21 protein-coding genes are annotated in these 25,670 nt (G+C 60.0%); 5 read left to right on the top strand and 16 right to left on the bottom strand.

Annotated features, from left to right (window positions below):
- Window positions 1-156 precede the first annotated feature (156 nt).
- The 6 genes from FHL16_RS09415 to FHL16_RS09390 all read right to left on the bottom strand — a co-directional run bounded on the left by FHL16_RS09415 (window position 157) and on the right by FHL16_RS09390 (window position 7,923).
- Window positions 157-1,518 carry a DUF1329 domain-containing protein gene (locus FHL16_RS09415; protein WP_047531045.1) on the bottom strand — a complete coding sequence of 454 codons (1,362 nt, stop codon included), beginning with the start codon at window positions 1,516-1,518 and terminating at the stop codon, window positions 157-159.
- Between the two features lie 27 nt (window positions 1,519-1,545).
- Window positions 1,546-3,213 (bottom strand): DUF1302 domain-containing protein, encoded by a 1,668-nt coding sequence (locus tag FHL16_RS09410; RefSeq protein WP_047531047.1) that lies wholly within the window; start codon window positions 3,211-3,213, stop codon window positions 1,546-1,548.
- A gap of 64 nt (window positions 3,214-3,277) precedes the next feature.
- On the bottom strand, window positions 3,278-4,768 hold the full coding sequence (locus FHL16_RS09405; RefSeq protein ID WP_077748080.1) for an aldehyde dehydrogenase family protein: 1,491 nt from the start codon (window positions 4,766-4,768) through the stop codon (window positions 3,278-3,280).
- Window positions 4,765-6,384 (bottom strand): GMC family oxidoreductase, encoded by a 1,620-nt coding sequence (locus tag FHL16_RS09400; protein ID WP_077748079.1) that lies wholly within the window; start codon window positions 6,382-6,384, stop codon window positions 4,765-4,767. Before FHL16_RS09400 ends, FHL16_RS09405 begins: the two co-directional genes overlap by 4 nt.
- 52 nt (window positions 6,385-6,436) lie before the next feature.
- The gene (locus FHL16_RS09395) at window positions 6,437-6,646 is read right to left on the bottom strand and encodes a ferredoxin (protein WP_077748078.1); all 210 of its coding nucleotides are present in this window, start codon (window positions 6,644-6,646) and stop codon (window positions 6,437-6,439) included.
- Window positions 6,643-7,923: a cytochrome P450 gene (locus tag FHL16_RS09390; protein WP_077748077.1), complete on the bottom strand. Its 1,281-nt coding sequence runs from the start codon at window positions 7,921-7,923 to the stop codon at window positions 6,643-6,645. Before FHL16_RS09390 ends, FHL16_RS09395 begins: the two co-directional genes overlap by 4 nt.
- A 239-nt stretch (window positions 7,924-8,162) precedes the next feature.
- On the opposite strand from FHL16_RS09390, the gene FHL16_RS09385 reads away from it, so the two are divergent.
- The gene (locus FHL16_RS09385) at window positions 8,163-8,786 is read left to right on the top strand and encodes a TetR/AcrR family transcriptional regulator (RefSeq protein ID WP_032904483.1); all 624 of its coding nucleotides are present in this window, start codon (window positions 8,163-8,165) and stop codon (window positions 8,784-8,786) included.
- Between the two features lie 5 nt (window positions 8,787-8,791).
- Here FHL16_RS09385 and FHL16_RS09380 read toward each other — a convergent pair whose 3' ends face one another.
- On the bottom strand, window positions 8,792-9,703 hold the full coding sequence (locus FHL16_RS09380; RefSeq protein ID WP_077748076.1) for a LysR family transcriptional regulator: 912 nt from the start codon (window positions 9,701-9,703) through the stop codon (window positions 8,792-8,794).
- A gap of 142 nt (window positions 9,704-9,845) precedes the next feature.
- On the opposite strand from FHL16_RS09380, the gene FHL16_RS09375 reads away from it, so the two are divergent.
- Complete coding sequence (locus FHL16_RS09375; RefSeq protein WP_077748075.1) at window positions 9,846-10,751, top strand: helix-turn-helix domain-containing protein; 906 nt, start codon at window positions 9,846-9,848, stop codon at window positions 10,749-10,751.
- 39 nt (window positions 10,752-10,790) lie between these two features.
- Here FHL16_RS09375 and FHL16_RS09370 read toward each other — a convergent pair whose 3' ends face one another.
- The 8 genes from FHL16_RS09370 to FHL16_RS09335 form a co-directional block, all read right to left on the bottom strand.
- Entirely contained in the window at window positions 10,791-11,717 is a 927-nt protein-coding gene (locus tag FHL16_RS09370; RefSeq protein WP_077748074.1) for a quinone oxidoreductase family protein, read from the bottom strand.
- A 94-nt stretch (window positions 11,718-11,811) separates the two neighbouring features.
- On the bottom strand, window positions 11,812-13,059 hold the full coding sequence (locus tag FHL16_RS09365) for an MFS transporter (protein WP_077748073.1): 1,248 nt from the start codon (window positions 13,057-13,059) through the stop codon (window positions 11,812-11,814).
- An 11-nt stretch (window positions 13,060-13,070) separates the two neighbouring features.
- A complete protein-coding gene (locus FHL16_RS09360) occupies window positions 13,071-13,892 on the bottom strand; it encodes an SDR family NAD(P)-dependent oxidoreductase (protein WP_077748072.1) in 822 nt (273 codons plus the stop codon).
- A gap of 59 nt (window positions 13,893-13,951) precedes the next feature.
- Window positions 13,952-15,316, bottom strand: coding sequence for a phosphotransferase family protein (locus tag FHL16_RS09355; RefSeq protein WP_077748071.1), 1,365 nt, complete (start codon window positions 15,314-15,316; stop codon window positions 13,952-13,954).
- Between the two features lie 38 nt (window positions 15,317-15,354).
- Entirely contained in the window at window positions 15,355-15,804 is a 450-nt protein-coding gene (locus FHL16_RS09350) for a nuclear transport factor 2 family protein (RefSeq protein ID WP_020300831.1), read from the bottom strand.
- 33 nt (window positions 15,805-15,837) lie between these two features.
- Window positions 15,838-16,656 carry an SDR family NAD(P)-dependent oxidoreductase gene (locus FHL16_RS09345; protein WP_077748070.1) on the bottom strand — a complete coding sequence of 273 codons (819 nt, stop codon included), beginning with the start codon at window positions 16,654-16,656 and terminating at the stop codon, window positions 15,838-15,840.
- Between the two features lie 64 nt (window positions 16,657-16,720).
- Window positions 16,721-18,073 (bottom strand): DUF1329 domain-containing protein, encoded by a 1,353-nt coding sequence (locus FHL16_RS09340; RefSeq protein ID WP_077748069.1) that lies wholly within the window; start codon window positions 18,071-18,073, stop codon window positions 16,721-16,723.
- 66 nt (window positions 18,074-18,139) lie between these two features.
- Window positions 18,140-19,810 carry a DUF1302 domain-containing protein gene (locus FHL16_RS09335; protein WP_138739027.1) on the bottom strand — a complete coding sequence of 557 codons (1,671 nt, stop codon included), beginning with the start codon at window positions 19,808-19,810 and terminating at the stop codon, window positions 18,140-18,142.
- 231 nt (window positions 19,811-20,041) lie between these two features.
- Here FHL16_RS09335 and FHL16_RS09330 point away from each other — a divergent pair, with 231 nt between their 5' ends.
- The 3 genes from FHL16_RS09330 (at window position 20,042) to folE (ending at window position 24,869) form a co-directional block, all read left to right on the top strand.
- Window positions 20,042-20,491 carry a hypothetical protein gene (locus tag FHL16_RS09330; protein ID WP_077748068.1) on the top strand — a complete coding sequence of 150 codons (450 nt, stop codon included), beginning with the start codon at window positions 20,042-20,044 and terminating at the stop codon, window positions 20,489-20,491.
- Window positions 20,492-20,687: 196 nt separating this feature from the next.
- Window positions 20,688-24,251: an indolepyruvate ferredoxin oxidoreductase family protein gene (locus tag FHL16_RS09325; protein ID WP_077748067.1), complete on the top strand. Its 3,564-nt coding sequence runs from the start codon at window positions 20,688-20,690 to the stop codon at window positions 24,249-24,251.
- Between the two features lie 60 nt (window positions 24,252-24,311).
- Window positions 24,312-24,869 (top strand): GTP cyclohydrolase I FolE, encoded by a 558-nt coding sequence (folE, locus tag FHL16_RS09320; RefSeq protein WP_077748066.1) that lies wholly within the window; start codon window positions 24,312-24,314, stop codon window positions 24,867-24,869.
- Between the two features lie 28 nt (window positions 24,870-24,897).
- On the opposite strand, the gene FHL16_RS09315 is transcribed toward folE, so the two are convergent.
- Window positions 24,898-25,653, bottom strand: a complete 756-nt coding sequence (locus FHL16_RS09315; RefSeq protein ID WP_077748065.1) for an SDR family NAD(P)-dependent oxidoreductase — start codon at window positions 25,651-25,653, stop codon at window positions 24,898-24,900.
- Between the last annotated feature and the right edge of the window lie 17 nt (window positions 25,654-25,670).

The raw sequence follows: 25,670 nt of genomic DNA, 5'->3' as shown, positions 1-25,670 counted from the left end.
TTCGGATCAATTTAAGGGATAACTGCACCTCCAATAATATAAACACATTTCTAATATGTGTTCATTTAAATATGAGTCGCAGGGCTACCTTTTTATAAAATCCGCACAAAAAAAAGCGGCCCTCTCAGGCCGCAAATGCGTGTCCACTCGATGAAATCAGCGTTGGGTCTCCTGGGAAACAATCGACTCAGGTTTCATGTCGCGCTCCGATAGCGGCGCATCGTGCACCCGATACCCGCCCTTGAGGCCATCGTTGAGCAATGACCACATGCCTTTGTTGAAGTCATAACTGACGTTTTTCACCGTGTACGGCAGGTTTTTGTCGTACAGCTGCACGCCGCTCTGGAACAGCGCGCGATACAGCACCCCGCCCTGGTCCCAGGCGTCATAAAGGCCGGCACCAAAGGTGTCTTCGTCGAGGTAGTAGGTGCGCTTGCTGTAGACGTGGCGTTTGCCCGGTTTCAGAGTCGCTTCCACCACCCACACCCGGTGCAGTTCCCAGCGCTCGCAAGCCGGGTTGGCATGATGCGGCTTGAACTGTTCTTCCTGGCCGCAACTGAAGTAGAACTTGTAGGCGTTGTACGGAATGTACATCTCCTTGCGGCCCACCAGTTTGTAGTCGAAACGGTCCTGGCTACCGGAGAACATCTGCAATTCGTCGAACAGGTTCACACCGCCCTGGTTGGGCACCGGCGTGTCGTAGGCGAACTCCGGCGCCAACTTGATGCGGCGCATCCCTGGGGTGTAGCTCCAGGCACGCCGTGGCTGGCTTTGCGGGTCGAGGTAGTCGGCGAGGATGATCAGTTGCCCGGCGCTGCGAGCCGGGTAACTGTCCAGTGCCCAGGCGCGGTAGTACAACTGCGGATCGCGATCGGCCTGTTGAGTCTGGTAGTACGGCGCCTCTTCCATGGTCGCGGACTCGGCGGTCTTGGTCACCGAACCCTGGGAATCTACTACCCAACTGTTGGACGATGCCGTGGTGGTGTAACCCGTGCCCTTGTAGCGCAGTTGCTGATTCCAGATGACTTCATTGCCGTTTTGCGGCAGCGGGAACGGCAGCCCTCCTCGGCACGCCGGATCGACCGCGAGGTTGTCCTTGGTCGTGCGGCAGTTGCTGGCGTTGCGCTGCGAGGCATCGAGCAACGCTTGCGGGTACGCCGCGGTGCGGTGGGTCGGGTAAATATCCAGGTAGTAGCCGGGAAATTTACTCAGCAGCATTTTTTGCCCGCCGCTCAAGCGGTCGGCGTACTGCTCCATGTTTTTCGAGTTGATCCGCAGCAGCGGTTTTTCATCCTTGAAGGGGTCGGCCCAGAAGCCGCTGTCGGGCTTGAAGCCAGGCGGACTCTGCGTCAGGCCACCCGTGTACGGAGGAATGCTGCCATCGGCATTGCCCGCGATAATCGCACCGAATGGCGTCAGGGTTTTACCGATTTGTGCAACCTGGTCGGCCGGTGCCGCAGCCAGGCTGGCGGTGGCAATGCTCAACAGCGCCACCGCCCATGGAAATTGTCCTTTCATAAACAGGTACTCCGCTTCTTGGCTTTTTTAGATGGAGGTTTTGAAGGTAAAGGCCAGCCAGCCACGGTCGGTTCCGCCTACGGCGCCGTTACCCCCGACGGTGTCCCCGGGAATGTGCTTCGATTGGGCGTCGGTGTCGGAGTAACGCAAGCCAAATTCGTAACGCTGGGCATACGTCAGCTGCACGCCGGCAGACCAGGTCAACGCGCCTTCGTTACCACCGCCGGCGCTGGCGGCGTTGCCCGACAGGCCATAATTGACGGTCAGCGGCACGGTCATGTCCCAAGACGGAAATACCGACAGGTATTGCGGTGTGTAATTGACCGCGATGGCCGCGTAATCTCGGGTCGAACAGCCGTCGCGTTTGTCCCCTGAACCGGGCGTGCCGACTCGTGGATCGACACAGTTGCTGCTGTTCTCACCCAGGTAAAGTTCTTCGTGCTCGGTTACTTTGCGCAGGTGGCTGTAGGCGAACTCGCCGATCAGCGTGGCGTTGTTGGCGATAAAGTTACGCGGCACGCCATACACGGCGTTGGCGACGAAGTGGAACGTATCGCCACGCGGCCCTTCGTTGTCAGAAGGATCGACGCCGACCGCATTCAACGCACCGCCCTTGCGATACGAAATCTCGCTTCCGATCGACACCGTGTCGAGCACAGTCGACAAACTCAAGCCGACCAGTTTGACGCTGCGTGGGTACACCAGACGGTAGCTGCCGGTAGCGGCCGAGACTTCTGGCGCCAGCCAGGGTTGGTAGTCATCGAACTGGCGGTAATACGCGCCCAACGTCGATTGAATTGCTTCAACGTCGTACTTGGCCATCAGACCCCAGTTGGCGGAGTCGCGACCGTATTTCGATTTCTCCCGGTTAAAGGAAAAACCCGGGGCTACCGGCAAGCGGTCCGGGCCTTCGAAAAACGGGTCCGCCGCGCCGAAGTAGGTGCCGCCGTACGGGATACGGGTGTAATCCCATTCGTAGAAATACTGCGCGGCCAGGGTCAGGTTGTCGGTGGCCTGGGCCTTGACGGAAATCTGCCCGATGGGCAAGAACACTTCCTTGGTTTCGATACCGGGACTGGTCACCGCCTTGGCCCCATCAAGTGGTGCTTGCGAATAGGAAATCGCATGGGCGCCGAATAGCAATCCCTCGCCCCAGTAATTGGTATGGCGGCCGATCTTGACGTTCACCGAAGCATCGCCCAGGCGCAGGTTCTTCCAGACAAAGGCATCGAGAATTTCCCCCGACGGCCCTTCGACGTAGCGCTTCACTTCAGAGCTGTAGTGATCGTTGTCGTAGCTGGTCTGGAAGCCGGCAACATGACTGCGCACATCGTTATCGTGGTACGCCTGGTCATACCAGCCGGCAGCGCTGAGCCGCGCTCCCCAGTCCTTGCGGTAGGCAAAATCGAGTTCGGTGAGCAAGTCGATGCGGTTGGTGACGATGTCGCCCTTGTCGAACTTGCCGTCGGATTCATCGTAGTTGGGGTTGTTCATGATGCGCCGGTCCTGGTCCTCCATGCGCATCCCCAGGTTGTAGCGCAGGGTGTTGTCCCAACGCAGGTGAAAGTCCGGGTTGGACAGTTCGATCGGCGCCGCCAGCACCGCACCACCGTAACCCAACGCCATTTCCCCGACCGCCAGCAGTACCATCGCCCGCTGGGCTCGCATGCGCCCCTGTTTACTCATCTTTTTCATGCAAACCACCTTTTGTTTTTATTGTCAGTCGTTTTGGCTGCACCCCGGCCGCAGGGCGTCATGGCTAGCGCCCGATGGGGTAAATGATGGATTTTTCCTGGGTGAACTCTTTAAGCCAGTTCGGCCCGAATTCGCGGCCCAGGCCTGAACGTTTGAAGCCGCCAATCGGCGCATAAGGCAGGCTGCCGCTGCCGCCATTGAGGTACACGCTGCCCGCACGAATGCGTCTGGCCAGGGCGTAGGCGGTGGCGGCATCGGCCGAGGCCACGGCAGCGTTGAGGCCAAAGCGCGAATCATTGGCGATGGCCACGGCTTCGTCATCGCTGTCGAAACCGATCACCACCCCCACCGGCCCGAAGATTTCCTCTTGGGCAATCAGCATGTCGTTGCGCACGTCATCGAACAGGGTGATGTCGCTGAAGAAGCCCTGGCTCAGGTGCGCAGGCCGCCCCCCACCACACACCAGCGTGGCCCCGGCGTCGCGGCCGCTGGCGATGAAATGCTCGACCTTGGCGCGCTGGGACTCGCGGATCAGCGGGCCCATCATCACGCTGGGGTCCGCCGGGTCACCGACCTTCCACTGCCCGGAAATGGCTTTGGCGCATTGCACGAATTGCTCACGTACCGAGTGATGCACCACGAAGCGCGTAAGCAACGCACAGCCCTGCCCCGCGTTGACCGCCAGCCCGGCGACGGCCCCCAGGGCGGTGGCCTGAATGTCGGCATCGGCGCGCACGATCAATGCCGATTTGCCACCCAGTTCCAGATGCACGCGCTTCAGGGTCGGCGCCGCTTGACTCATGATGCTCATGCCCACCGTTTCCGAACCGGTGAACGAGACCATGTCCACCCGCGGGTCGCTGCTCAGCAGGCTGCCCACTTCAATACCGCCGGTGACAATGTTGAGTACGCCCTTGGGCAGGCCGATTTCTTCAGCGATCTGACCGAACAACAGCGCCGAGTACGGGGTAAATGGCGAAGGCTTGAGCACCAGGGTGTTGCCGGCCAGCAAGGCTGGAAACACCTTGGCCAGATTGAGCAGAAACGGAAAGTTGTAGCCGGTGATACCGGCCACCACCCCAATCGCCTCACGCTCCACCGTGCCGCTGCCGAGGATCATCGGCCCGGTCGGGTTGAACGAATTGGGATTGGCCTGCACCGGAATCTGCAGGCTGTCACTGTGCAGAGACTGCTCGATCGCGGTCAGCACATGGCCCAGCGGCATGTCCACCTGCATGGCGTAAGTCACGCCTTGCGAGCAACCGACTTCAGCGATGATCAGCGCGGCAAGCTGCTCCCTTTTGGCCACCAAAGCGGCGTGCATCCGCCGCATGTACCCGACTCGTTCGGCCATGCTCAACCACGGCCAAGGGCCGTTATCAAAGGCGTTGCGAGCAGCGGCAATGGCCGCGTCGGCGCTGTGCAGATCACCGCTCGGTGCATGACCGATGACCGCTTCGGTGGCCGGGTTGAGCACCGCTTCGCGCGGACCGTTGACACCCACCCACGCACCATCGATGTACAGCTTGTCCAGCTGGGTAAAGGGAACTCTCATGGTGTTGGATCTCCTGAGACTTTGCCGGTGATAATTTCTGCAGCGCGCATGGCAATGGCCATGGCTGGGGCATTGGTGTTGCCAGAAACCAGGCACGGCATCACCGAGGTGTCGACCACACGCAGCCCCTCGACGCCACGCACTCGCAGTTCGGGGTCGAGCACCGACGCGCTGTCGGCCCCCATGCGACAGGTCCCGGAAACGTGATAGGCGGTCTGGCCGAAGCGGCGGAACGCGGCAAGAATTTGCGCGTCGCTTTCTACCTTCGGCCCCGGTGTCAGCTCGCCGACAATGAATGGCTTGAGCACCGGCTGTGCAGCCAGACGGCGGAACCAGCGAAACAAGGCAATCGCGGAGGTACGATCGATCTCGGCGCTCAAGTAATTGGCGTTGATCCGGGGTGGAACCGTGGCGTCCGCCGATTGAATGCGCACCTCACCCTGGCTCTGCGGACGCAGGAAATAGCCACCGATGGTCAGGCCGGGCTGCTTGTCGATTTCGACTTTGTTGCCGTCGCCGTCCATGGAATAGAGGCTGACGCCGATTTGCGCGTCCGGACGATCCAGCTCCGGGCGCGTCTTGATGAAACCACCGGCCTCGTGGGCGGCATGGGTCATCGGTCCCTTCTTGCGCAAAAAGTATTGGGCCACTGCACCGAGTAACCCAATCCCATGGAAGCAGTGATTGAAGCTGCCACGGGTGACCCGGTACTGCATGGCCATGTACACGTGCTCACGCAGGTTGCGCCCGACCTCGGGGGCGTCGTGCAGCACACTGATACCCAGCGAATTCAACAATGCGGCCGGGCCGATGCCAGACAGTTGCAAGAGCTTCGGCGATTCAATGGCACCGGCGCACAACAACACCTCGCGCCGCACGTCGAAGCGTCCCTTGCCGGCATTGTTGTTGACCAGCACGGCACAGGCACGGTGATTGCTGAACTCGATGCGTTGCACATCCGTGCTGGTCATAACCGTCAAGTTCGGGCGTGTACGCACCGGGTCGAGAAAGGCTTTAGCTGCGCTGAATCGCTGGCCTTTCCAAGTGGTTTGCGGCTGATAGCCAAAGCCACCCTGGGTGACCGAGTCGATATGATTAGTGTCTTCAGTACGCGCCACACCCAGCTCACCGGCCGCGTTGATGACGGCATCGCACAGGGCGTGGCCCGACGGGTGCACGGTGACTTTGAGCGGGCCACCGACTCCGCGCCATTGGCTCTTGCCCAACTGGTGGTCTTCGAGGGCGACAAACTGCCGGCCCATGTCTTTCCAGCCCCAGCCCGCGCAGCCTTGCGCTTCCCAATGGTCATAGTCGGCTGGCGCTCCGCGCACATAGACCATGCCGTTGACCGAACTGGAGCCGCCGATTGTTTTGCCCTTGAGCCATTGCTCGTCGGTCATACCCTCGCCGCGTGCGGCCTTGTAGCTCCACACATGCGGATTGCCAGGGCTGAGCAGTTTGCCAATGCCACGGGGCATGGCAATCAACGGGCTGGTGTGATCCGGTCCGCTCTCGATCAGCAGCACCGAAACGGTCGAGTCGGCAGACAAGCGATTGGCCAGGACGCAGCCGGATGACCCCGCACCGATAATGATGTAGTCGTAGGTTTTGCTCATTGTGGTTCTACTTTCGCTGGTTGCTGTAAGCCTTCCATCTCCAGGGCGGTACTCACCGGTGTTCGTCGGATGTATCGCGAACCTCGATGACCCGTTCCGGGCAGGCACGGGCACCGCGTTTTGCCAGCCCCTCTTGCCCAATCGGCACACTGAAGCCGCTGCTGGCGATGTAGCCGTTGTCATCGAGTGGATAGAGCGCGGGCGCGACGTTGTTGCAGCGGGCATGACCTACGCAGCCGGATTGGTTGATCAACACTTTCATGCGTTGGCTGCCTGTTTGTTCGAGGCGGTTGCCGTGGTACCCGGCTGGTCCCATTGCAGGTGCAGGTCTTCCATGCCAAATACGCCAAAGGCGTTGAATTTGGGCGTGGTGTCGTCAGCGATGCGCAGGGGCGGCAGCCGTTGCAACCACAACTCCAGGGCAATCCGAAGTTCACGGCGCGCCAGGTGCGAGCCGACGCAACGGTGCACACCATAGGAAAACGCCATGTGCGGAGACGCACCGGTACTGCGCTGGAAGTCGACTTTGTCAGCCTCTTCGAACACTTCGGGATCGAGATTGGCCAGCTCGGTGCTGATCAGCACCATGTCGCCCTTCTTCATCATGACCTCGCCGATCTGCACGTCGCAGGTGACCGTGCGGCGCATATTGACGATCGAGTACGAGCGCAGCAGTTCTTCCACCGCATCGCCAATCAGCTCGGGGGTGGCCCTCAGTTGGGTTTGCTGCTCCGGATTGCGCGCAAGATGCCGGAAAAATAGCCCCAGGCAAGAGGTCACCGTATCCAGGCCGGCAATGAATATCAGGAAGTTGATGCCGAGCATTTCATCGTCCGTCAGCGGCCGACCGTCGATCTGACTGTTCAGCAGATAGCTGGTGAAGTCATCACCGGGATCGGCACGACGCTCGGCGATGTGGTTGCGGATCCAGGCGGTGATCGCCCGCGCGTTGTCGGTCACCGTTTGCAGGTCGACGCTTTTGATCAGCGTCTGCGTCCAGTGCTGGAACAATGGCCGGTCTTCCAGCGGCCAGCCCATCAGGGTCAAGAAGATCAACGTGGGAAACGGTTTGGCGAACGCTTCGTTGAAATCGCAACGACCGTCGGCTTGCACCTCGTCAATCAGCTGGTTGGCCAACTGGCGAATGTTCTGCTCCAGCGCCTCAACCTTTTTCGGTGTGAACAGCGGGTTGAGCAATGCGCGATATTTGGCGTGTTCAGGTGGATCGATTTCCAGTGGCGCCAGGCGCCAGCTTTCCCCGAGCAACATCGCGTAGGGTGTCAAGCCGACACTGCTGAAGGTCTGAGGGTCTTGCAAAATGCGCCGCAGGTCCTCGGCACGCCGAGGTACCCAAGTGCCGGGTAAAAAGCCTAGACGTGGAATCCAGAAAATCGGTGGGGTCGTCTGGTGCAGTTCGGCGGCCCAGGTGTAAGCATTTTCAGCCTGGGCGGTGAGCTCTGCCCATAGATCGAAATCGCGGACAAGGTGCTTGGGAATGTGCGCAGGAACAGGTGCAGGCGTTTCAGGAGCGTTATTCATTATTGTTCTCCAGGTCTCTATCGGACTGGAGAAACGGTAAGGCCGCAGGAACAAAGCCACAACGAACAGAAGCGCAAATCTGTACGGCACAAACGGAATTAATTAACACTTTCACTGAAAATGTTCTAAAACTAACCCTGCTGGTGCAAAACATCCTCTGTCATTGTGTGCCCATCACCGCCGGGAAGCCGTTGTACCCGACGCCATGAAACCAATAAAAAGCGCTGCCGAGGTTCAGAATGTCTCACCTAGCTTCCGTGCAAACAGCCGATAAAAATCACGCCAGTCAACGCCACGCCTTACGTTCCCAACGCACCCGGGAATTGCTGCTGGACCACATGTATCGCCTGGCGCTGGAAAAGGGCTACGAAGGAATTACGGTCCAGCAATTACTGGACAGTACAGGGGTCGCGCGCTCCACCTTCTACGCGCACTTTCGTGACAAGGAGGATCTGATCGTCGCCGGGTACGAAGCCATTGGCGTTCCCTCGACCAAGGTCACCGAAGTCGATGGCGACCGCCGTGTCCTGCTGGATGTTTCGGCCTGGCTGTTCAGCGCCACCGAACGTCATGCGGCACTGACGACGGCGTTCTTCAGCGGCCCGGGACAGAACGTGATTCTCGCGCACCTGGAAAATATCTTGATCATCCAGGTCCGGGAACACTACCGGAAACAGGGCCTGTACCAAATCGATCAACTGCGTGGCGAGGCCGCCGTGCGCTGTTTCGTCGGTGCCTTGGTGGGGCTGTGGTTGTGGTGGGTGCGCCACGACTATCCGAACCCGGCGCGGGAAATGACCGAAACCTTCGACAGCCTGATGAACAACGGCACCTGGCCGCCTGACAACAACGTGCGCCAGTAGCGGGATCAAGAGGCGCAGGCCATGATCAGAAACTGTCGGAATGCCTGGGCCGGTGCCGACAAACAGTTATCCGGCAGCCAGATCAGCCCCAGTTCCATGGGTGGAATCACATCCACCAGCGGCCGGATTTCAATCTTCTTGCCTTCCAGAGACCAGGCCCGGTACAGCATGTCCGAGAGAATGGTCACGCCGAATCCATGCCCCACAAGCCCGCGCAATGCCTCCATGGATGAGGTACGAAAAGCCACCTTGGGTGCCAGTCCGCGGGATTCCCAATAGCGCATGGTCGAGGTCTCCCCCTCATCGACCGTGGCCAGGATATAGGCATGCTCGGCGACGTCTTCGAGATTGATCGAGGTGGCAGACATCAATGGGTGCTGACTGGCCAACCAGAGTTGGCGGCGCGAACGAATCAGCACATGGTGAGAAAAACCGTGCAAGTTCGGCGTGTTGGAGACAATCGCCAGGCCCACGTCGAGGTCGCCATTGCTCAGGGCTGCTTCAATGCTTTGGCGGTCCATGTCGATCAGGTCGATCTCTACCTGAGGATAGCTACGCTTGAAGCGTGCCAGCAGCGCTGGCAGAAAATAGCCCAGCACAGTGTAGGAGGCACCGACACGCACGGTGCCCTGCATCGCATGGCCAAGGAACAGCGGTTCACTGAGGGCGTCCTGCAGGGTGTCGAGAATGTGCCGTGCATGCTGGGAAAACTTATTGCCTTCAGCAGTCAGCGTCACGCCATGGGGCAAGCGGTCGAACAGGCTGACGCCCATCGACTGCTCCAGATGCAACACCGCTGCAGTAATCGCCGATTGCGAGACATGCGCCTTCAGTGCCGCCTGGGAAAACTGCCCGGCGTCGGCGGCGGCAACGAAATAGCGCAGTTGACGCATCGAAATATCTTTGCCTTTTGTCATCTGATTTTCTGATACCTGGCGCCTGAATATATGAAACAGCTCGGTCCTCACGCTGGTTACACTCGAGACCGGGTAGCTGCCCTGACGTATCGTTATCCTTCGAATTTCAGCGCCAATAATAAAAATGGCTGAAGGTTGAAAAATGAACGCGATCCACTACAGCGAGTACGACTGTGAAGCGTCGGGTAATTTCCTGACCGAAGCTTCATTGGCCAGGCAAGGCTTCGACATCCGGGTTGAACATGCGCAATGGTCCAACACCGGCACAGCCTTGATCGAAACCGGCGACAGTTGCCTGTTACGTCTGATGCTGCCTGCCAGTTCGCAGATCAAGCCTAACTGCGGCGGTTTTTCCAGCCACGGCGTGCCTCAATTCCAGCCTCTGGGCAAGCTGTTGTTCATTCCCCATGGCACCGAATTCCACCTGCGCCACGATGCCGGTGAGCAAAAGGCCCTCGTGTGTCTGTTCGATCCCTCATCACTCGGCGTCCTCGGCAGCTATCGCTGGAACTGGCAGGACAACGTCAGCGCAGCCATGCTCAACCTGCAAAGCGGTTACTTGCATGCCTCACTGCAACGGCTGGCCGAAGAAGTCGCCAACCCCGGCTTCGCCAGCGAACTGCACACCGAGTGCCTGCTCACCAGCATTGCCCTGGACCTGCGCCGCGAATTTATCGACGCGCCCAACGAGTCCGGCAGTGACTCACTCAACGCTGAAAAACTCAGCCCCCGGCAACTCAACATCCTGCGGGAACTGCTCGACAGCGCAAGTGACGAAGGCCGCTCTCTGGGCCACTTGGCGCGGGCCTGCGAACTGCCGTTGCGGACCCTGTCCAGTCGCTGCAAAAACACAACGGGCATGACCTTGCGCCAGTACGCCGCGCATACCCGCTTGCAAAAAGCCGTGGCGCTGTTGGCTGACCCACGGTTGCTGATCAAACAAGTGGCCTATCAGGCCGGCTTCAACAATGCCGCCGCTTTCAGTGCGGCCTTCCGTAAAGAGCTCGGTGTCACACCCGAGGAATTTCGCCACCAGCGTCAGCGTTAGAAGGCACCCTGACAAGGGCGCCTTCTAACGCTCGCGGCTTCAACGACGAATCGTGGCGGTGATTTTGGCGTGTGGCCCATTGACCTGCGCGGCCCAGGCTTCGGCCGCCTGATCGAGGGTAAAATCCAGGTAATCCACCTGAATCTGCTGCTCCTTGGCGATCTTCAGCAGACGCAGCCAGATCTGTTCACGGTCTGCGGGCGGGCGCTGGCCAGTGCCAATGCACGACAAGTTGCGAAACAACAGATCGGCAATATCCAGATTGAGCTGACGCCCAGCCCCCGTGCCAATGGTCATGATCCGCGCTCCCCAATTGGTGGCTTTCAGGGACGTCAACATCGGTTGACCGCACACGAGGTCGAGCACCACATCAAATCCGCCATCGGCCGCATCCTTGAGCGCAGCGACATCATCGCTGCCACCCAGGGTCACCACTTCATCGGCAAGGCCTCGCGATTTCAACCGGCCCAGTGCTTCAGCGGACCGGGCAGCACCGACCACCTTGCCCGCACCCAGACCGCGCGCCAGTTGCAGGGCGATCTGGCCGAGAGTGCCGGTGGCGCCCAGGATCAGCACTTTCTCGCCCTTCTGAATCGCGGCTTTTTCCAGGGGCACGATGGCGCCGGTCGCGGCAATGCCCATGCTGATCGCGGTTTTATCGTCCACGTCGTCCGGCACATTCCATACTTCGGCTTGCGGCACCAGGGTGCGCTCTGCCCACGCACCAAACGGCAACACCGAGCGTTCGCCGAAATACACCCGGCGGCCATCCGGCGCACGGCCGACGCCTTCGCCGCGAATGACACAGGGATATTCAACACCCAGACGGTAGGCGCCGAGTACATCCCAGCCGCCAAGGCCAGCGGTATCGACATCGATCAACACCGAGCCGTCTTGCAGTTGCGGATCACGAAACTCACCCACTACCGGCGGCGCATTGCGCTCGGAAATGATTGCTGCACGCATGGCATTCTCCTTGTCTGTTTTATTGTCAGGCTGCACTTGAGGCAATAATTGAACATTATTCTGTTATTTGTCTATATTTACTTCGGCAGCTTCTCTAACTGGCCACTAATGGCTCGGACTGATATCGCGGATACCCACCCAACGTCAGGAGTAGCAAGGGGCCGACGACAAAGCAGATAAAACTGAACAGCAGCATGGCCGAGTAGCCACCGGTGAGCTTGAACAACCCGGCGAACAGTAACGGCGAGATAGCCGCACCTGCGGTAATCAAGCCCAGGTGCGCGCCAAACAAGCGGCCGTAGTCGCGCATGCCGAAGTAGCGGGCGATCAGGAAAGCAGCGATATCGAACTCGGCACCCGCACCCACACCCACCAGCAACGTGGCGAGGGTGTACATCGCAATACTGGAATCCCCATAGGCAAAAATGCCACAGGCAAATGCCGGCATCAGCAGCGCCAGAGAGGCGACACCGGGCGCCCACAACCGGTCGATCAGGTAGCCCACCAGCAGCCGGCCAAGAATCAGCGACACGCCGAAGCTGGCGAAAATCTGGCTGGCCTGCAGGGCACTCAGGCCACGATCCTGCAGCAACGGGACGATGTTGGTGACCATGCCCACCACGCACGACACAACCAACGTCATCGACAGGTTGCACACCCAGAAACGCCAAGAGCGCATTGCCTCGCGCAGCAGTAGCCCGCCGGTTTGTTCACTGGTGGCGGGGAGTCGCGTCGAGTTGTGGCTGACATTGGCGGTCGGCAACAACCAGCGTAAGGCCAAGGGCAACGCCAGCAGCACCGGCAATACACCCAGCGCGAGGAATCCCGCCTGCCAATTCCACCGGCTGATCGTCCAGGCGGTGATCAGCGGCAGCATGATGGCCGCCAGTCCGGAGCCACTGAGGATGATCGCCAGCGCCAGACCACGGTTTTCCTGGAACCACAAGTTCACAAGGTGCGACCAGGTCACCTGCAACGTCCCCAGCCCGGCTAGCGGCACCAGGAAAAAGCCAAGGTAGAGGGTCCAGATCGAGCCATTGATACAGGTCAGGGTGAAGACACTCAGGGACAACGCCAGCAGCGACAGCAACGTGACCCGGCGCAAGCCGTAGCGCGAGTTGAGCCAGCCAGCCAATTGCGATGCGACGATGGTGCCCAGCGACAGTGCGGTGATTGCCGCCTGCAACTCCGCCCTGCCCCAGCCCATGGCCTGTTCCAGCGGAATCACCATGGAGCTGAAGCTGTACAGCAACAACGAACTGGAACTGGTGGCAACGCCCACCAGCGCCAGAATCAGCACTCGCCAGCCGCGTTTGAATTCTGCGTTATCAAAGCCTTTCATGGTGTGTGACCTCAGTCGTTACCGATAAACACAGCCGCTTGCGCGCTCTTGCTCAGCACCTGGGCACGGCGTGCCGGGCCAGGTGCATTGGCGACCTGGACAAGGGTGTCTTCGGGGTGAATCAGCGTCGGGCCATTACCCAATTGCTCAAGCGCCAGAAGCGCCAGGTCTTCAGCCTTGGGCAAGGCCATGGTCAGGGCGTCGGGAATATTCAGTTTGACCATGGCATCGCGCATGGTGGGTGTGTCGACAGTGCCGATGAGCAGGTTGAGCACATCGACGCCACGGTCTTTCCACTCCGCCCATAACGACTCACCGAGGTTCAGCGCAAACCCTTTGGTGGCGGTGTACATCGCCAGTTTGCGAATGCCCCCCAATGCAGCCTGGGAACCGACCAGCAGCAAGCCGCCCTGCCCGCGCTCCAGCATCGCGGCACCAAAGGCATGGCTGCATTGCATCACAGTCAAGCAGTTGAGGCGCAGCAACGCGCCCCAGTTCTCGGTCGAGGTATCGAGGAAGCGCGTGATGTAGGGGTCGCCACCCGCGTTGTAGATAAACAGACCAACTTGACGTTCACCGACAGCCGCGAGCAATCGCTCACAGGTATCGGGCTGAGAAAGGTCCTGGATTACCACCAGCACTTCGATGGCGTAACGTTGCTCTAATTCGCCTTTCAATTGCGCCAGGGCGTCGCCACGGCGCGCCACCAGCACGCAGTTGAGGCCACGCTCGGCGAGGGCACGGGCAAACGCCGCGCCCACTCCATGGGAGGCACCGGCAATCACCGCCCACGGACCATAGCGATGCAGGAAGGCATTATCAGAAACAGACATAAGCACTCCGAAAACGAAGGCCCGGCGACCAGCCACCGGGCGAGAAAGGTTTCACCCTGTCAGGCGACGGGTGGCAGGTCGATGTGGCTGGCGGAGGCGCCAATGGCGGTGCTGCCGTAGACCAGAACACGTCGTTCGATTTGCGCCATGAACAGGCGCAGCAAGGGTTCGTCGTATTCCGGCCCGGCGCTGTTGACGAAGGCTTCCAGCGCTGTGTCAATCTCGCTGTAATCGTTGAACGTGCGGTCCAGCAGGACTTGCGCCTCCTGCTGTTCCAGCTCGCGCAAGTGCAATTCCATGGCATCGCCACGGCCCAGGTACTCCACCAGTTTGCTCACCGCGCTCAGCTTGGTTTTCTGGAAGTCACTGCCGACCTCCACCTGCGCCAGGGCATCGGCGAGCATGGTCAGCAACTGGGCATTCGGGCCGCTGCTGACCATGTCCAGTTTCGGCGTTTGCAGAGGCACACCCATGGCTTCGGCCAGCGCATGCACCACCACCCGGCGCAGGGCGATGTCAAACTCGGTGTAGGTGTCATGTGGGTCGCCCGGTTGTGGCGTGGCCACCGACGCCGAGAACTGCATCGTGCTGACGGTGGCAAACAGTGCCGTGTGGTAACGCACCACATCGGGGTCCGCCGGTTCGCCGGTTACTTGCTGATAGTAGCGATACAGGGCCGCGAAGCTGTCCCCGAGCGGCTCGTAATTGTCACGCATGCGCGCCGACGCCAGGTCGGCCAAGGGATCGCCGATCATGGCAAATTCGAAATCGTAGAGACCCTGTACCTGTCCGTTCTCGAACAGATATTGCCCTGAATCGTACTGCACGAAAGCAGGCCGGGTACGGTGCTGCGGCACATTGCGGCGCAACCAGCCGAGGGCGAATTCAGCCAGCGGCTGAGGCCTGGTTTTATTGCGCGCATACAGCGGGTAATAAGCCTCTAGGCCTGCGAGGGTGATGTCCTCGGCACTGGTCGGCAGATGAATGCCCTGCTCAATGAAGGGTTGCAACGGCAGTTGGTGCATGCGCGCCATGGCGTAGACCCACTGGCGTGCGACAGCATGGCGCTCGGCATCACTGGTCGCCGTGCTGACATCACGACTGCCCGGCACTAACTCCATCACGATGGCTTGCGGGTCTTCGCAGAAGCCGTAGATACGCGGCACCGGCACACCTTGCTGGCCGAGCAAGGTGAGAATATCCGCCTCCCGGCGCAGATCTGGGAATGGGCTGACATCACCACCTCGCTCGCCACGAATATGCAATTGAAGGGTTTCGCCATCGCGTTGCAGTTCAAGGTTCCACGCCGGACGCCAGCGCAGCAGGCGTTGCATGGCCGTGATGTTCCCGCCCAGCAGCCCTTCGACAAAGGTGCGCAGCTTTTCTTCGACCGGATCAACAGTCGCATTTATTGTTGTTGGCATACGGGGTCTTCCTCAGGCGCTGATGTTCAGCGCCGCTCTCAATGGGTGCTGGTGCTACCAGCGTTCGGCCCGCCTACCTGCTCCAGCGGCACGCCCTTTTTCTTCGCCAGGTCGGCGGTGTCCAGGTACTCGCGCCAGGCACAGATCAGTCCGTGTTCGTCCAGCTCATACACCGCCACCATCGAGTGCGGCATGGGGACGCCGTTGCTGACGCAGTAATCGTCGCGTTCGGTCATCACCACGCGCTCCGAAGAGACGATGTGGCGCGTGGTGCAACGGTTATGCGTGACATAACTCATCTGTCGCTCTATCTCCCGGCGTAACGCGTCGCGCCCCCGGATCACAGGACCACCGGGCACCCACAGTTGCCAGACGGCGTCGTCGGCGAAGGTGGCCATGATGCGTTCGATATCGGGGCGGCTGCCGTCGCTGCCATCGCCCCAGGCGGCCAGCATGTCGAGGATGAAGCGTTCCTGTTCGAGTGCCATAAAACGGGCTCCAGTGCAGTGAATGGATCGGGATCAGACCGAGGTTTGGGGCAGCAGGAAGTTGCGCACCACCGGCACCATCGGTGTGCCGCAACTCATACCGCCGTCCACGCGCATCAGCGTGCCGTTGACATAGGCGGCGTCGTCGCTGGCGAGGAAAGCGGCCATGGCGGCGATGTCTTCCGGCTCGCCCAGTTGCGGTACGTTTTGCAGGTCGAGAAAGGCCGACTTCATCGCCTCGTTGGCCCAACTTTCCATGGCTGGCGTGCGAATCACTCCCGGCAGGATGCCGTTGCAACGAATGCCGCGTTTGCCAAAGGTGGCGGCAATGCTTTGCACGTACCAGTTGAGCGCGGCCTTGGAGGCGCCGTAGCTGAACTGAGAAATTTCGCCGGCAATCGAGCTGGTGGACGAGGTGAACAGAATCGAACCGCTGCCCTGGGCGAGCATGTGCGGCAAGGCGTATTTGCACGCCAACACGCCGCCCAACACGTTGACGCGCATGCAGTTGTGGAACAGCTCGGTGTTGAAGTTGATGAAGTCGATATCGCGGGTGGTGGCCGGGTTTCTGTACACGGCGTTATTGAACAACACGTCGATACGACCGAAGGTCTCGACGGTCTGCTCGACCATCTGCCGCAAGGCGTCTTCCTCACCAACATCCACTTGCATGGCCATTGCCTTGGCACCTATTTCAGCTGCCACGGCCTGCGCCGATTCGACGAAAAGGTCGGTGACCACTACCGTGGCGCCCTCCCGGGCAAAACGCAGTGCCGAGGCGCGGCCGATGCCACTGCCGGCGCCGGTGATCACGCAGACCTTGCCGTCTAAACGTTGCACAATCTCGCTCATAAAAGGGTCTCGGGACGGATAAAAAAATCGGCGCCCGTGACGAGCGCCGAAAAGGAGCATGAGGTCAGCGGGTCTGGCCACCGGCGATGGTCTGCGGATTGGCTTCACGCTCGGCGACCGGTTCCTGGCGGTAGCGCGTCGAGCCGTTGCCGAACATGCCGTACTGGTCACGGGTGAAGTCGTACAACGAGTAGGAATCCTGTTGCGGGTTATTGGGAATGCCATAGGCCTCGATGTTGTATTGCGAGCCGGTACGGAACAGCGCGCCGCTGTCGTCCCAGGCGTCGTAGACCGCAGCACCAAAGGTGTCCTCGTCGATGTAGTAGCGACGTTTTTTCTGCGCGTGGCGGACGCCGTCCTTGCGGGTCGCTTCCACCACCCAGACACGGTGCAGTTCCCAGCGCTCACACGCGGGATTGATGTGTTTGGGCATGAGTTTTTTGTCCATGTCGCAACCCCATTTCAGCGTGTAGTTGCTGTAGGGGATGAACATTTCCTTTTTGCCCACCAGCTTCCAGTCGAAACGGTCCATCTTTCCGGAGAACAGGAAGATTTCGTCGTAGAACGCCACCCCGCCGAACGCCGAGTTGGGGGTGTCGTAGTTGAATTCCGGAGCCTTGCGCACGCGGCGCTGGCCGGTGCTGTAGCTCCAGGCGTAGCGCGAGTCGGAGACCGGGTCGAGATAGTCCCAATACCCGGATGCCTGCCCGGCCGTACGGGCCGGCGCGACGATGCGCGACCAGATACGCTGGGCGATTTTCGGATCACGCCCGGGAACATCCATCTGGTAGAAGGGTTTTTCGCCGGTGGACCGATTGGTGTTGGTTAGCGTCGCGTGGCCTTCATTGACCACGTAGGCACTGTGGTTCCAGTCCCAGCCATTCACGCCCTGATAGTTGAGGATGTAGTTCCACATCAATTCCCGGCCATCTCGCGGCAGCGGGAATGGCAGGCCGCCCCGGCACCCTTCGCTGATCGACAGCCCGTCGTTCTCGGTTTTGCAGTCCTTGCGGCTGGCGTTGCGCTGGGTGGCTGCCAGGAAATTCGCCGGAAAGGTTGCCGTCCTGTGGGTGGGGTACACCTCAAGGTAATAGGTGTCGGGGTTCTGCTTGAGCAGTTGCAGCTGCCCGGCCGCCAATTGGTCGGCGTACTGGTCGGCGTTGGCCGCCGTAATGCGCAAGCGGGGTTTTTCATTGGCAAACGGGTTGGGCCAGTTGCCGTCGCCCGGCACCAGCCCTGCGGGCACTTTCAGGCCACCGTCGTAGGGCGGAATAGTGCCTGCCGCGTTACCCGCCACAATCGCGCCAAAGGTCGTCAGCTTGCCGCCCAGGTCGGCGGTGGTAGCGCCCTCATCGGCCACAGCCGACCCCGCCAAAGCAATGGCTACAAGGCCCATCGCATATGCATTAACCGTCATAACGTTCTCCATTCAGATGGGTGATCGCCGAGTCCGGTGATCACTGCATTGCAGTTCAGGCGCGGCTCAGAACGCAGTGCTGAGGGTCAGCGAGACCCAGTTGCGGTCGGTCAGGCCGACGTCGCCGGTGCCCCCGACGACGGTTTTTCCGACGCCGGCGACGTCTGCATATTTGCGTTCGCTGCCGTAGCCGATGTACGACAGAGTCACGTCGACGCGCTCGTCGTAGGTGCCCTTCACACCCGCTTTCCAGGTGTATTTCCCTTCGTTGCCACCGCCCGTGGCGGCATTGCCGTTTACGCCGTAATCCACACTCATGGGAGTGGAAATATTCCAGCCGGGAAACACCCCCAGCCATTGCGGCGCAAAACTGACGGCCAGACCGACATAGTTCTTGGTGGCGCAGCCGTAGTGCTTGTCCTGCCCCTCCGGGCAGCCGCCATAGCCTTCACCTTTGAACAGTTCCTCGTGCTTGGTCACCCGTTGCACATGACTGAACGCCATTTCGGTGATCAGGCTGCCGGTGTCGAAGTAATCGGTGCGCGGTAGCAGCCACAGGCCGTTGACCACCATGTGCCAGGTGTCACCGCGAGCACCCTGATTGTCGGCAGTGCTGATGTTGCTGGAGACCAGCGAGGTGTTCTGGCGATACGACAGGTCTACGCCAAGGGAGCCGCCCCCCAACACCGGGCCTGCGGAGTAACCCAGGCCATAGAGCTTGACGTTCTCGGCGTACACGTAACGGGCGAAGGTCGGCGCCACTTGCAGGCCCCACGGGTTGTAGTCATCGAACTCGCGATAGAACGCGCTGACCTCCGAATGCAGGAAGTCGAAGCTGTAGGTGCCCATCACGCCCCAGTTGCCCCTGTCCTTGGGTTTGACCGGATCAATCAAAGGCCGCGAAACACCGCTGAACAACGGCAAACGGTCCGGCCCTTCCAGGGCGACGTCGGCGGAGGCCAGATAGGTACCGCCTTCAGGCGCGCGCGTGGTGTCCCATTCGAAGAAGTATTGCGCTGCCAGCGACAACTTGTCGGTGACCTGAGCCTGGGTTGAAATCTGCGCCAGCGGCAGGAAGATTTCACGGGTCTCGGTACCGGGGTTGCTCACCGCCTTGCGCCCATCCAACGGTGCTTGCGAGTAGGACACCGCATGCCCGGCAATCAGCAGGCCGTTGCCCCAGTACACGGTATGCCGGCCGGCACGCACGCTGACCGGAATCTCACCCAGGTCGAAGCGGGTAAACGCAAAGGCGTCCAGCAACTCGCCGCTGGGTCCGCGGTGGTAACGCTTGGTGAAGCTGGAGTATTTGCCGTTGTTGTAGCTCGGCGTGCTGGTACCGGGAAACGCGCCTGGGTAGTAAACATTGCCGGGGCTGGTTTCGACATCAGTGTTTTCATATGCCTGGTCGTACCAGCCAGCGCCACTGATGCGAAAGCCGTTGTACTGCTTGTACGCGACCTCCATTTCGCTCATCAAATCGACCCGATTGGTCACCACATCGCCGCGATCAAACTTGGCATCGGACTCGTCGTAGCTGGCGTTGTTGGCCAACGCGGAGTCGCGCCCCTCGGCCCGGATCCCGAGGTTGTAGCGCACGGTGTTGTCCCAGCGCGCGGTCCAGTCCGGATTGCCGGTATCAAACTCGGCGGCCTGCACAGCGCCAACAGTCAAGGCACACCCGGTCACGCTGAACCAGACAGCCAGGCTTAACGGCTTTAGCTTTGCGTCGATCATCAACACTCCCATTACTTTTTTATTGTTGTTGGCAGCCGAAGCGTTGGGCCGTCTGGACCGCGCCAATGAGCGCTGATCCGTGGGCTTTCGGTATGGACTGAAGTAGACGGGACGGGGAGGTTTGAGACAACGATTGGGAGTATTGCTGAAATGCATTTTGGTATTGGTCAAATACTCCCGACCTATACTCAAAGGCCCTGGATTGTGCTTTTTTGAGTACAGGAGGTGACCATGAAATCGGGAACCCAGACAGCGGCACTCCTAGCCGCTGCGATAATCGTCGGCTGTACGACTTCATCAAGCCAGACAGTGACTGTTCCCTTGAACGCTACACCACGCAACGGCGGTCAGATCGCCAATACAACGCTGGCCGTTCAGGGCAATGAGACAGCGTTTTCCTTTGTCGTCAGTGGAGTTCCAAGCGGCACTCTTCGGCCCTTGAATCTCTACACGTTTATCAACAAAGGCAGCTGCGAGCGGCCCGGGTCTGTCGCCTATGCAATGAATGACCGGATCAACACCAATCGCATTTCTGCAACGCGCGGCTGGACCTATTCACGAAGTGCGCCAGTGGCGCTGTCAGAGCTGCTTTCTGGTGGATATTACTTAGTGGTAAGGACCACACCGGCCGATGGCAACGTGGATATTTTCTGTGGGGATATCAAGCCAGAAACAAGGTGAAAATGACACCAGACCGGTAACCGGCTTTATCTACAACAGCGTGAAGAACAGTGTGCATACCGGTATTTGAATAACCGATACCGCCCCATTGTTTTTGTGATTTTACGATGGCAAAACCGCTCCCTAGACTCCAGCCAATAACTAGGCAACGCCGCTCTCCTGGCGCCGCCATGACAATAAAGCCTGGAGGATGAACATGAGTGCGCCCCCATCTCTGGATGACAAATACGTCCAGCACACTGGAAAAGTCTTGCTCACCGGCATTCAGGCGCTGGTGCGTCTGCCACTGATGCAGCGCCAACGCGATCTGGCCAATGGTCTGAACACCGCCGGGTTTATTTCCGGGTACCGTGGCTCGCCGCTGGGTGGTTTCGACCAGGCATTGTGGAAGGCGCGCGACTACCTCAAGGAACACCACACGGTGTTCCATCCAGGCATGAACGAAGACCTCGCTGCTACCTCAATCTGGGGTACGCAACAGGTCAATCTCTTCGAAGGCGCCACCTACGATGGCGTGTTTGGCATGTGGTACGGCAAGGGGCCGGGCGTCGACCGCTGCGGCGATGTGTTCCGCCACGCCAACGCCGCCGGCACCTCGCAATTTGGCGGTGTGCTGGCCATTGCCGGAGATGACCATGGCGCGCGCTCCTCCTCACTACCGCACCAGACCGAGCACATTTTCAAAGCGGTGATGATGCCGGTGCTGGCGCCATCGGGGGTGCAGGAATACCTCGACTACGGCATGCATGGCTGGGCCATGTCGCGCTATTCCGGCTGCTGGGTCGCCCTCAAAGCGGTGGCCGACACCGTAGAGAGCGCGGCCGTCGTCGACATCGACATTCATCGCGTACAACCGATCATTCCCGATATCCCGCTGCCCGAAGGTGGCTTGAATATCCGTTGGCCAGACCCGCCCCTGGCACAGGAACAGCGCCTGCTGGAACACAAGCTATATGCTGCCCTCGCCTATGCCCGGGCCAACCGCCTCGACCGTGTCGTGATGGACTCAGCGAAAGCGCGCATCGGCATCATCACGTCAGGCAAATCGTACCTCGACGTTTGCCAGGCACTGAAAATCCTCGGCATCGACGAAACACTCGCCCAGCAGATTGGCCTGCGGGTCTACAAGGTCGGCATGGTTTGGCCGCTGGAGGCTGAAGGCGTCCGGCAGTTTGCCGAGGGCCTGGAAGAAATCGTGGTGGTGGAAGAAAAACGCCACATGATCGAATACCAGTTGAAAGAAGAACTCTACAACTGGCGCGAGGACGTACGCCCGCGCATCGTCGGCAAGTTTGACGACAAGGGTGAGTGGAGCCTGCCGCACACGGGTTGGTTGCTACCAGCCATCAACGACCTGACCCCGGCGATGATCGCCCGTGCGCTGGCCAAGCGTATTCTGCGTCTGCATCAAAGTGGCCCGCTGCAAGTGCGCCTGGCCGTGCTGGATGCGCAACTGGCTAGCAAAGACCAATTCAGTAACCTGATGGAACGCGTGCCCCACTACTGTTCCGGTTGCCCGCATAATACATCGACCAAAGTCCCGCAGGGCAGTCGCGCACTGGCGGGCATTGGCTGCCATTACATGGCCGCCTGGATCTACCCGCAAACCCAGACTTTCAGTCAGATGGGCGGCGAAGGCGTGGCGTGGATCGGCCAGGCACCGTTCACCACTACTCAACATGTGTTCGCCAACCTCGGTGACGGAACCTATTTCCACTCCGGCATTCTCGCGATTCGGGCTGCCATCGCGGCCAAGGTGCAGATCACCTACAAGATTCTCTACAACGACGCCGTGGCCATGACCGGCGGCCAACCGGTGGACGGCAGCCTCAGCGTGGCGCAAATCAGCCGGCAACTCGTTGCCGAAGGCGTGCAGCGTGTGGTGGTGGTCAGCGAAGATGTCGAGAAATATCAGCACATCCATGAACTGGCAGACGGCGTGCCGGTGCTGCGTCGCGACCAGATGGACGAAGTGCAGGAACAGCTGCGCCAGTTCCAAGGCGTATCCGCAATCATCTATGACCAGACCTGCGCTGCGGAAAAACGTCGGCGTCGCAAGCGCGGCAAGTTCCCGGACCCGGCACGCCGGGTCGTGATCAACGAAGCGGTGTGTGAAGGCTGTGGAGATTGCAGCAGCAAATCCAACTGCATGTCGGTGGTGGCGGTGGAAACCGAGTTCGGCCGCAAACGGGAAATCGACCAGTCCTCGTGCAACAAAGATTTCACCTGCCTTAACGGCTTTTGCCCGAGTTTCGTCACGGTCGAAGGGGGCTCGTTGCGCAAACCCAAAGCGCTGGCAGCCAAAGCGGATGAAGTATGGGCATTGCCCACGCCATCAACCGTTACGCTGGATGAGCCCTACAGCATTCTGGTGACCGGCGTGGGTGGCACCGGCGTGGTGACCATCGGCGCCTTGCTAGGAATGGCAGCGTTTATCGAAGGCAAAGGCACGCTCAATCTGGACATGGCCGGCATGGCGCAAAAAGGCGGCGCGGTGTGGTCGCACATCCGCATTGCCGCGCACCAGGATCAATTGTTCGCTCCCCGGATTGCCGAAGGTGAAGCGGCGCTGCTGTTAGGCTGCGACCTGGTGGTCAGTGCCAACACCGAAACTTTGTCCAAGCTACGTCAAGGCGTTACCCATGCCCTGATCAACAGCGAAGAAACCATCACCAGCGCATTCGTGCGGACCTTCGCCCAACAGGCGGAAAGCGGAGATTTGCTGAAGCACCCGGACCCGAAATTCCACACCCACAACATGTCGGCACAAATCGCCGAAGCGGTTGGCCATGCCCAGGCGGACTTTGTCGACGCGAGCAAAATCGCCACGGCATTGATGGGCGATTCGATTGCCACCAACACCTTCATGCTCGGCTACGCCTACCAGAAAGGCTGGTTGCCGGTGGGCGAAGCCGCGCTGCTGCAGGCTATCGAACTGAATGGCACTGCGGTGCCCTTCAATCTCGCAGCCTTTGCCTGGGGCCGGCGCAGTGCCGAAGACTTGCCACGGGTCTTGCGCAAACTGGAAGCAGGCAAAGTACAGAACGCAGACCGCCTGTTGTCGCAGAGCCTTGAAGAAACACTGGAACGACGCATGGAATTTCTCACGGCGTACCAGAACAAGGCCTATGCCCAACGTTACCGACAACGGGTCGAGCAATTCATGAAGGCGGAAACGGCGCTGCTCGGGCAACCGGGCAAGCTGTCGGCAAGCGTCGCCCGTTACTACTTTAAAGTGCTGGCGATCAAGGATGAATACGAAGTGGCACGCCTGTTCACCGATGGCCAATTCCTGGAAAAAATCCAGGCGGGCTTCGAGGGCGACTACCGCCTGCGCTTCCACCTGGCGCCACCGTTGCTGAATGATAACGGCAGCGGCCGTGAGCCGAAAAAGCGCAGCTTCGGCCCGTGGATGCTGCAAGGCTTCAAGCTGCTGGCCAGGCTCAAGTTTCTGCGCAACACCTGGCTCGATCCGTTCGGCCGCACCCACGAGCGCAAAGTGGAGCGCAACTGGCTGGCCAGTTACGAAAGCGTCCTCGATGAAGTACTCACTGGCTTGACTGCCGACAAGCTGAGCCTGGCTCAGGAGTTGGCGGAGCTGCCAGACAGCGTTCGCGGTTATGGTCCGGTGAAAGAGCGTTTCCTCGGCCACGCCGAACAGCGCCAGGCGCAGTTGCTTGGGCAATGGCGTAATGGTCCGAGTGCCACGTTTCACGATGCCAGCCAGGTCACCGGCAAAATCGCCGTGACTCAACTGTAAGCAGCAACCCGGGCGGCATGCAGTGAGCCCGGGAGTTGGCTAAAACAATAAGGTCGAGCAATGAACGAAGAACTGGCTAAAAACTACCGGGAAATTCTCCAGGCAGTGGGCGAAGATCCGCAGCGAGAAGGCTTGCTGGATACGCCAGAACGCGCGGCCAAGGCCATGCATTACCTCTGCCATGGCTACCGGCAAACGCTGGAAGAAATCGTCAACGGCGCACTGTTTGAATCGGACAACGATGAGATGGTCATCGTCCGTGACATCGAACTGTACTCACTCTGCGAACACCACCTCCTGCCGTTTATTGGCAAGGCCCATGTCGCCTATATTCCCACCGGCAAGGTGCTGGGGCTGTCGAAAGTGGCCCGCATTGTCGATATGTTCGCTCGCCGTTTGCAGATTCAGGAAAACCTGACACGGCAGATTGCCGACGCGATTTCCCAAGTGACCGATGCCGCCGGAGTGGCGGTAGTGATCGAGGCAAAACACATGTGCATGATGATGCGCGGTGTGGAGAAGCAGAACTCGGTGATGAGTACTTCAGTGATGCTTGGCGCCTTCCGCGAGTCGTACAACACCCGTCAGGAATTTTTGCAGCTGATCCGCAGCCGCTAGGCGAGGCGCCAGGCGCCCCACCTTCAACTCAACTGAGCATCAGCATCCCGCCGTCAATCATCAGCGTCTGCCCGGTGACAAATCGAGAACCTTCTCCGGCAAGAAATACCAGCACTGGCGCCAGATCCCGGGCCGGTTCACCCAGTTGTCCGCCGATGGGCACTTGCCCTGCCATGTACGCATCGTGCTGCTGCAGTTGTTCGGCGCTCATGCTCGCGCGAGTCGCCTCGTACATCGGCGTCCACATCGCCGGGGCGATAGCGTTGACGGTAATGCCCAATGGGCCCCACTCCCGCGCCACCGTGCGCGTCCACGCCAGCACGGCTCCCTTGCTGGCCGCGTAATGGGCTTTGCCGGGCTGTCCGATGACGCCTGCCGCAGAGGCGAAGTTGATGATCCGCCCACCGCTGCCCTTCAGCAGCTCATAGGCCGCGCGGTTGGTCAGGAATGTGCCACGGGTATTCACCGCAAAGACTTTTTCCCACTCGTCCAGCGTGATGCTGTCGGCACTGGCATTCGGCGCGATACCCGCAGCATGTACCAGCACATCCAGACCATTGAGCCGTTCGTTGGCCCAGGCGAAAGCGGCGTCCACGGATTGGCTGTCAGCGATATCGCAGACTCGTGTATGCGCCCACCCGCCACCGTCCCCCGTCATCGAGGCGGCTTCGCCCAGGTCGAGGCTGACGACATAGGCTCCCTCCTCCACAAATGCTTTGACCACTGCCGCGCCAATACCCCTGGCGCCCCCCGTGACGATGATGCGTTTACCGGCCAGTTGCATGGGCTGTTCCTCTGATA

This window comes from Pseudomonas sp. FSL W5-0299, assembly GCF_005930655.1.
Classification (GTDB): Bacteria; Pseudomonadota; Gammaproteobacteria; order Pseudomonadales; family Pseudomonadaceae; genus Aquipseudomonas; species Aquipseudomonas mandelii.
This window is presented reverse-complemented; position numbering and strand designations above follow the sequence as displayed.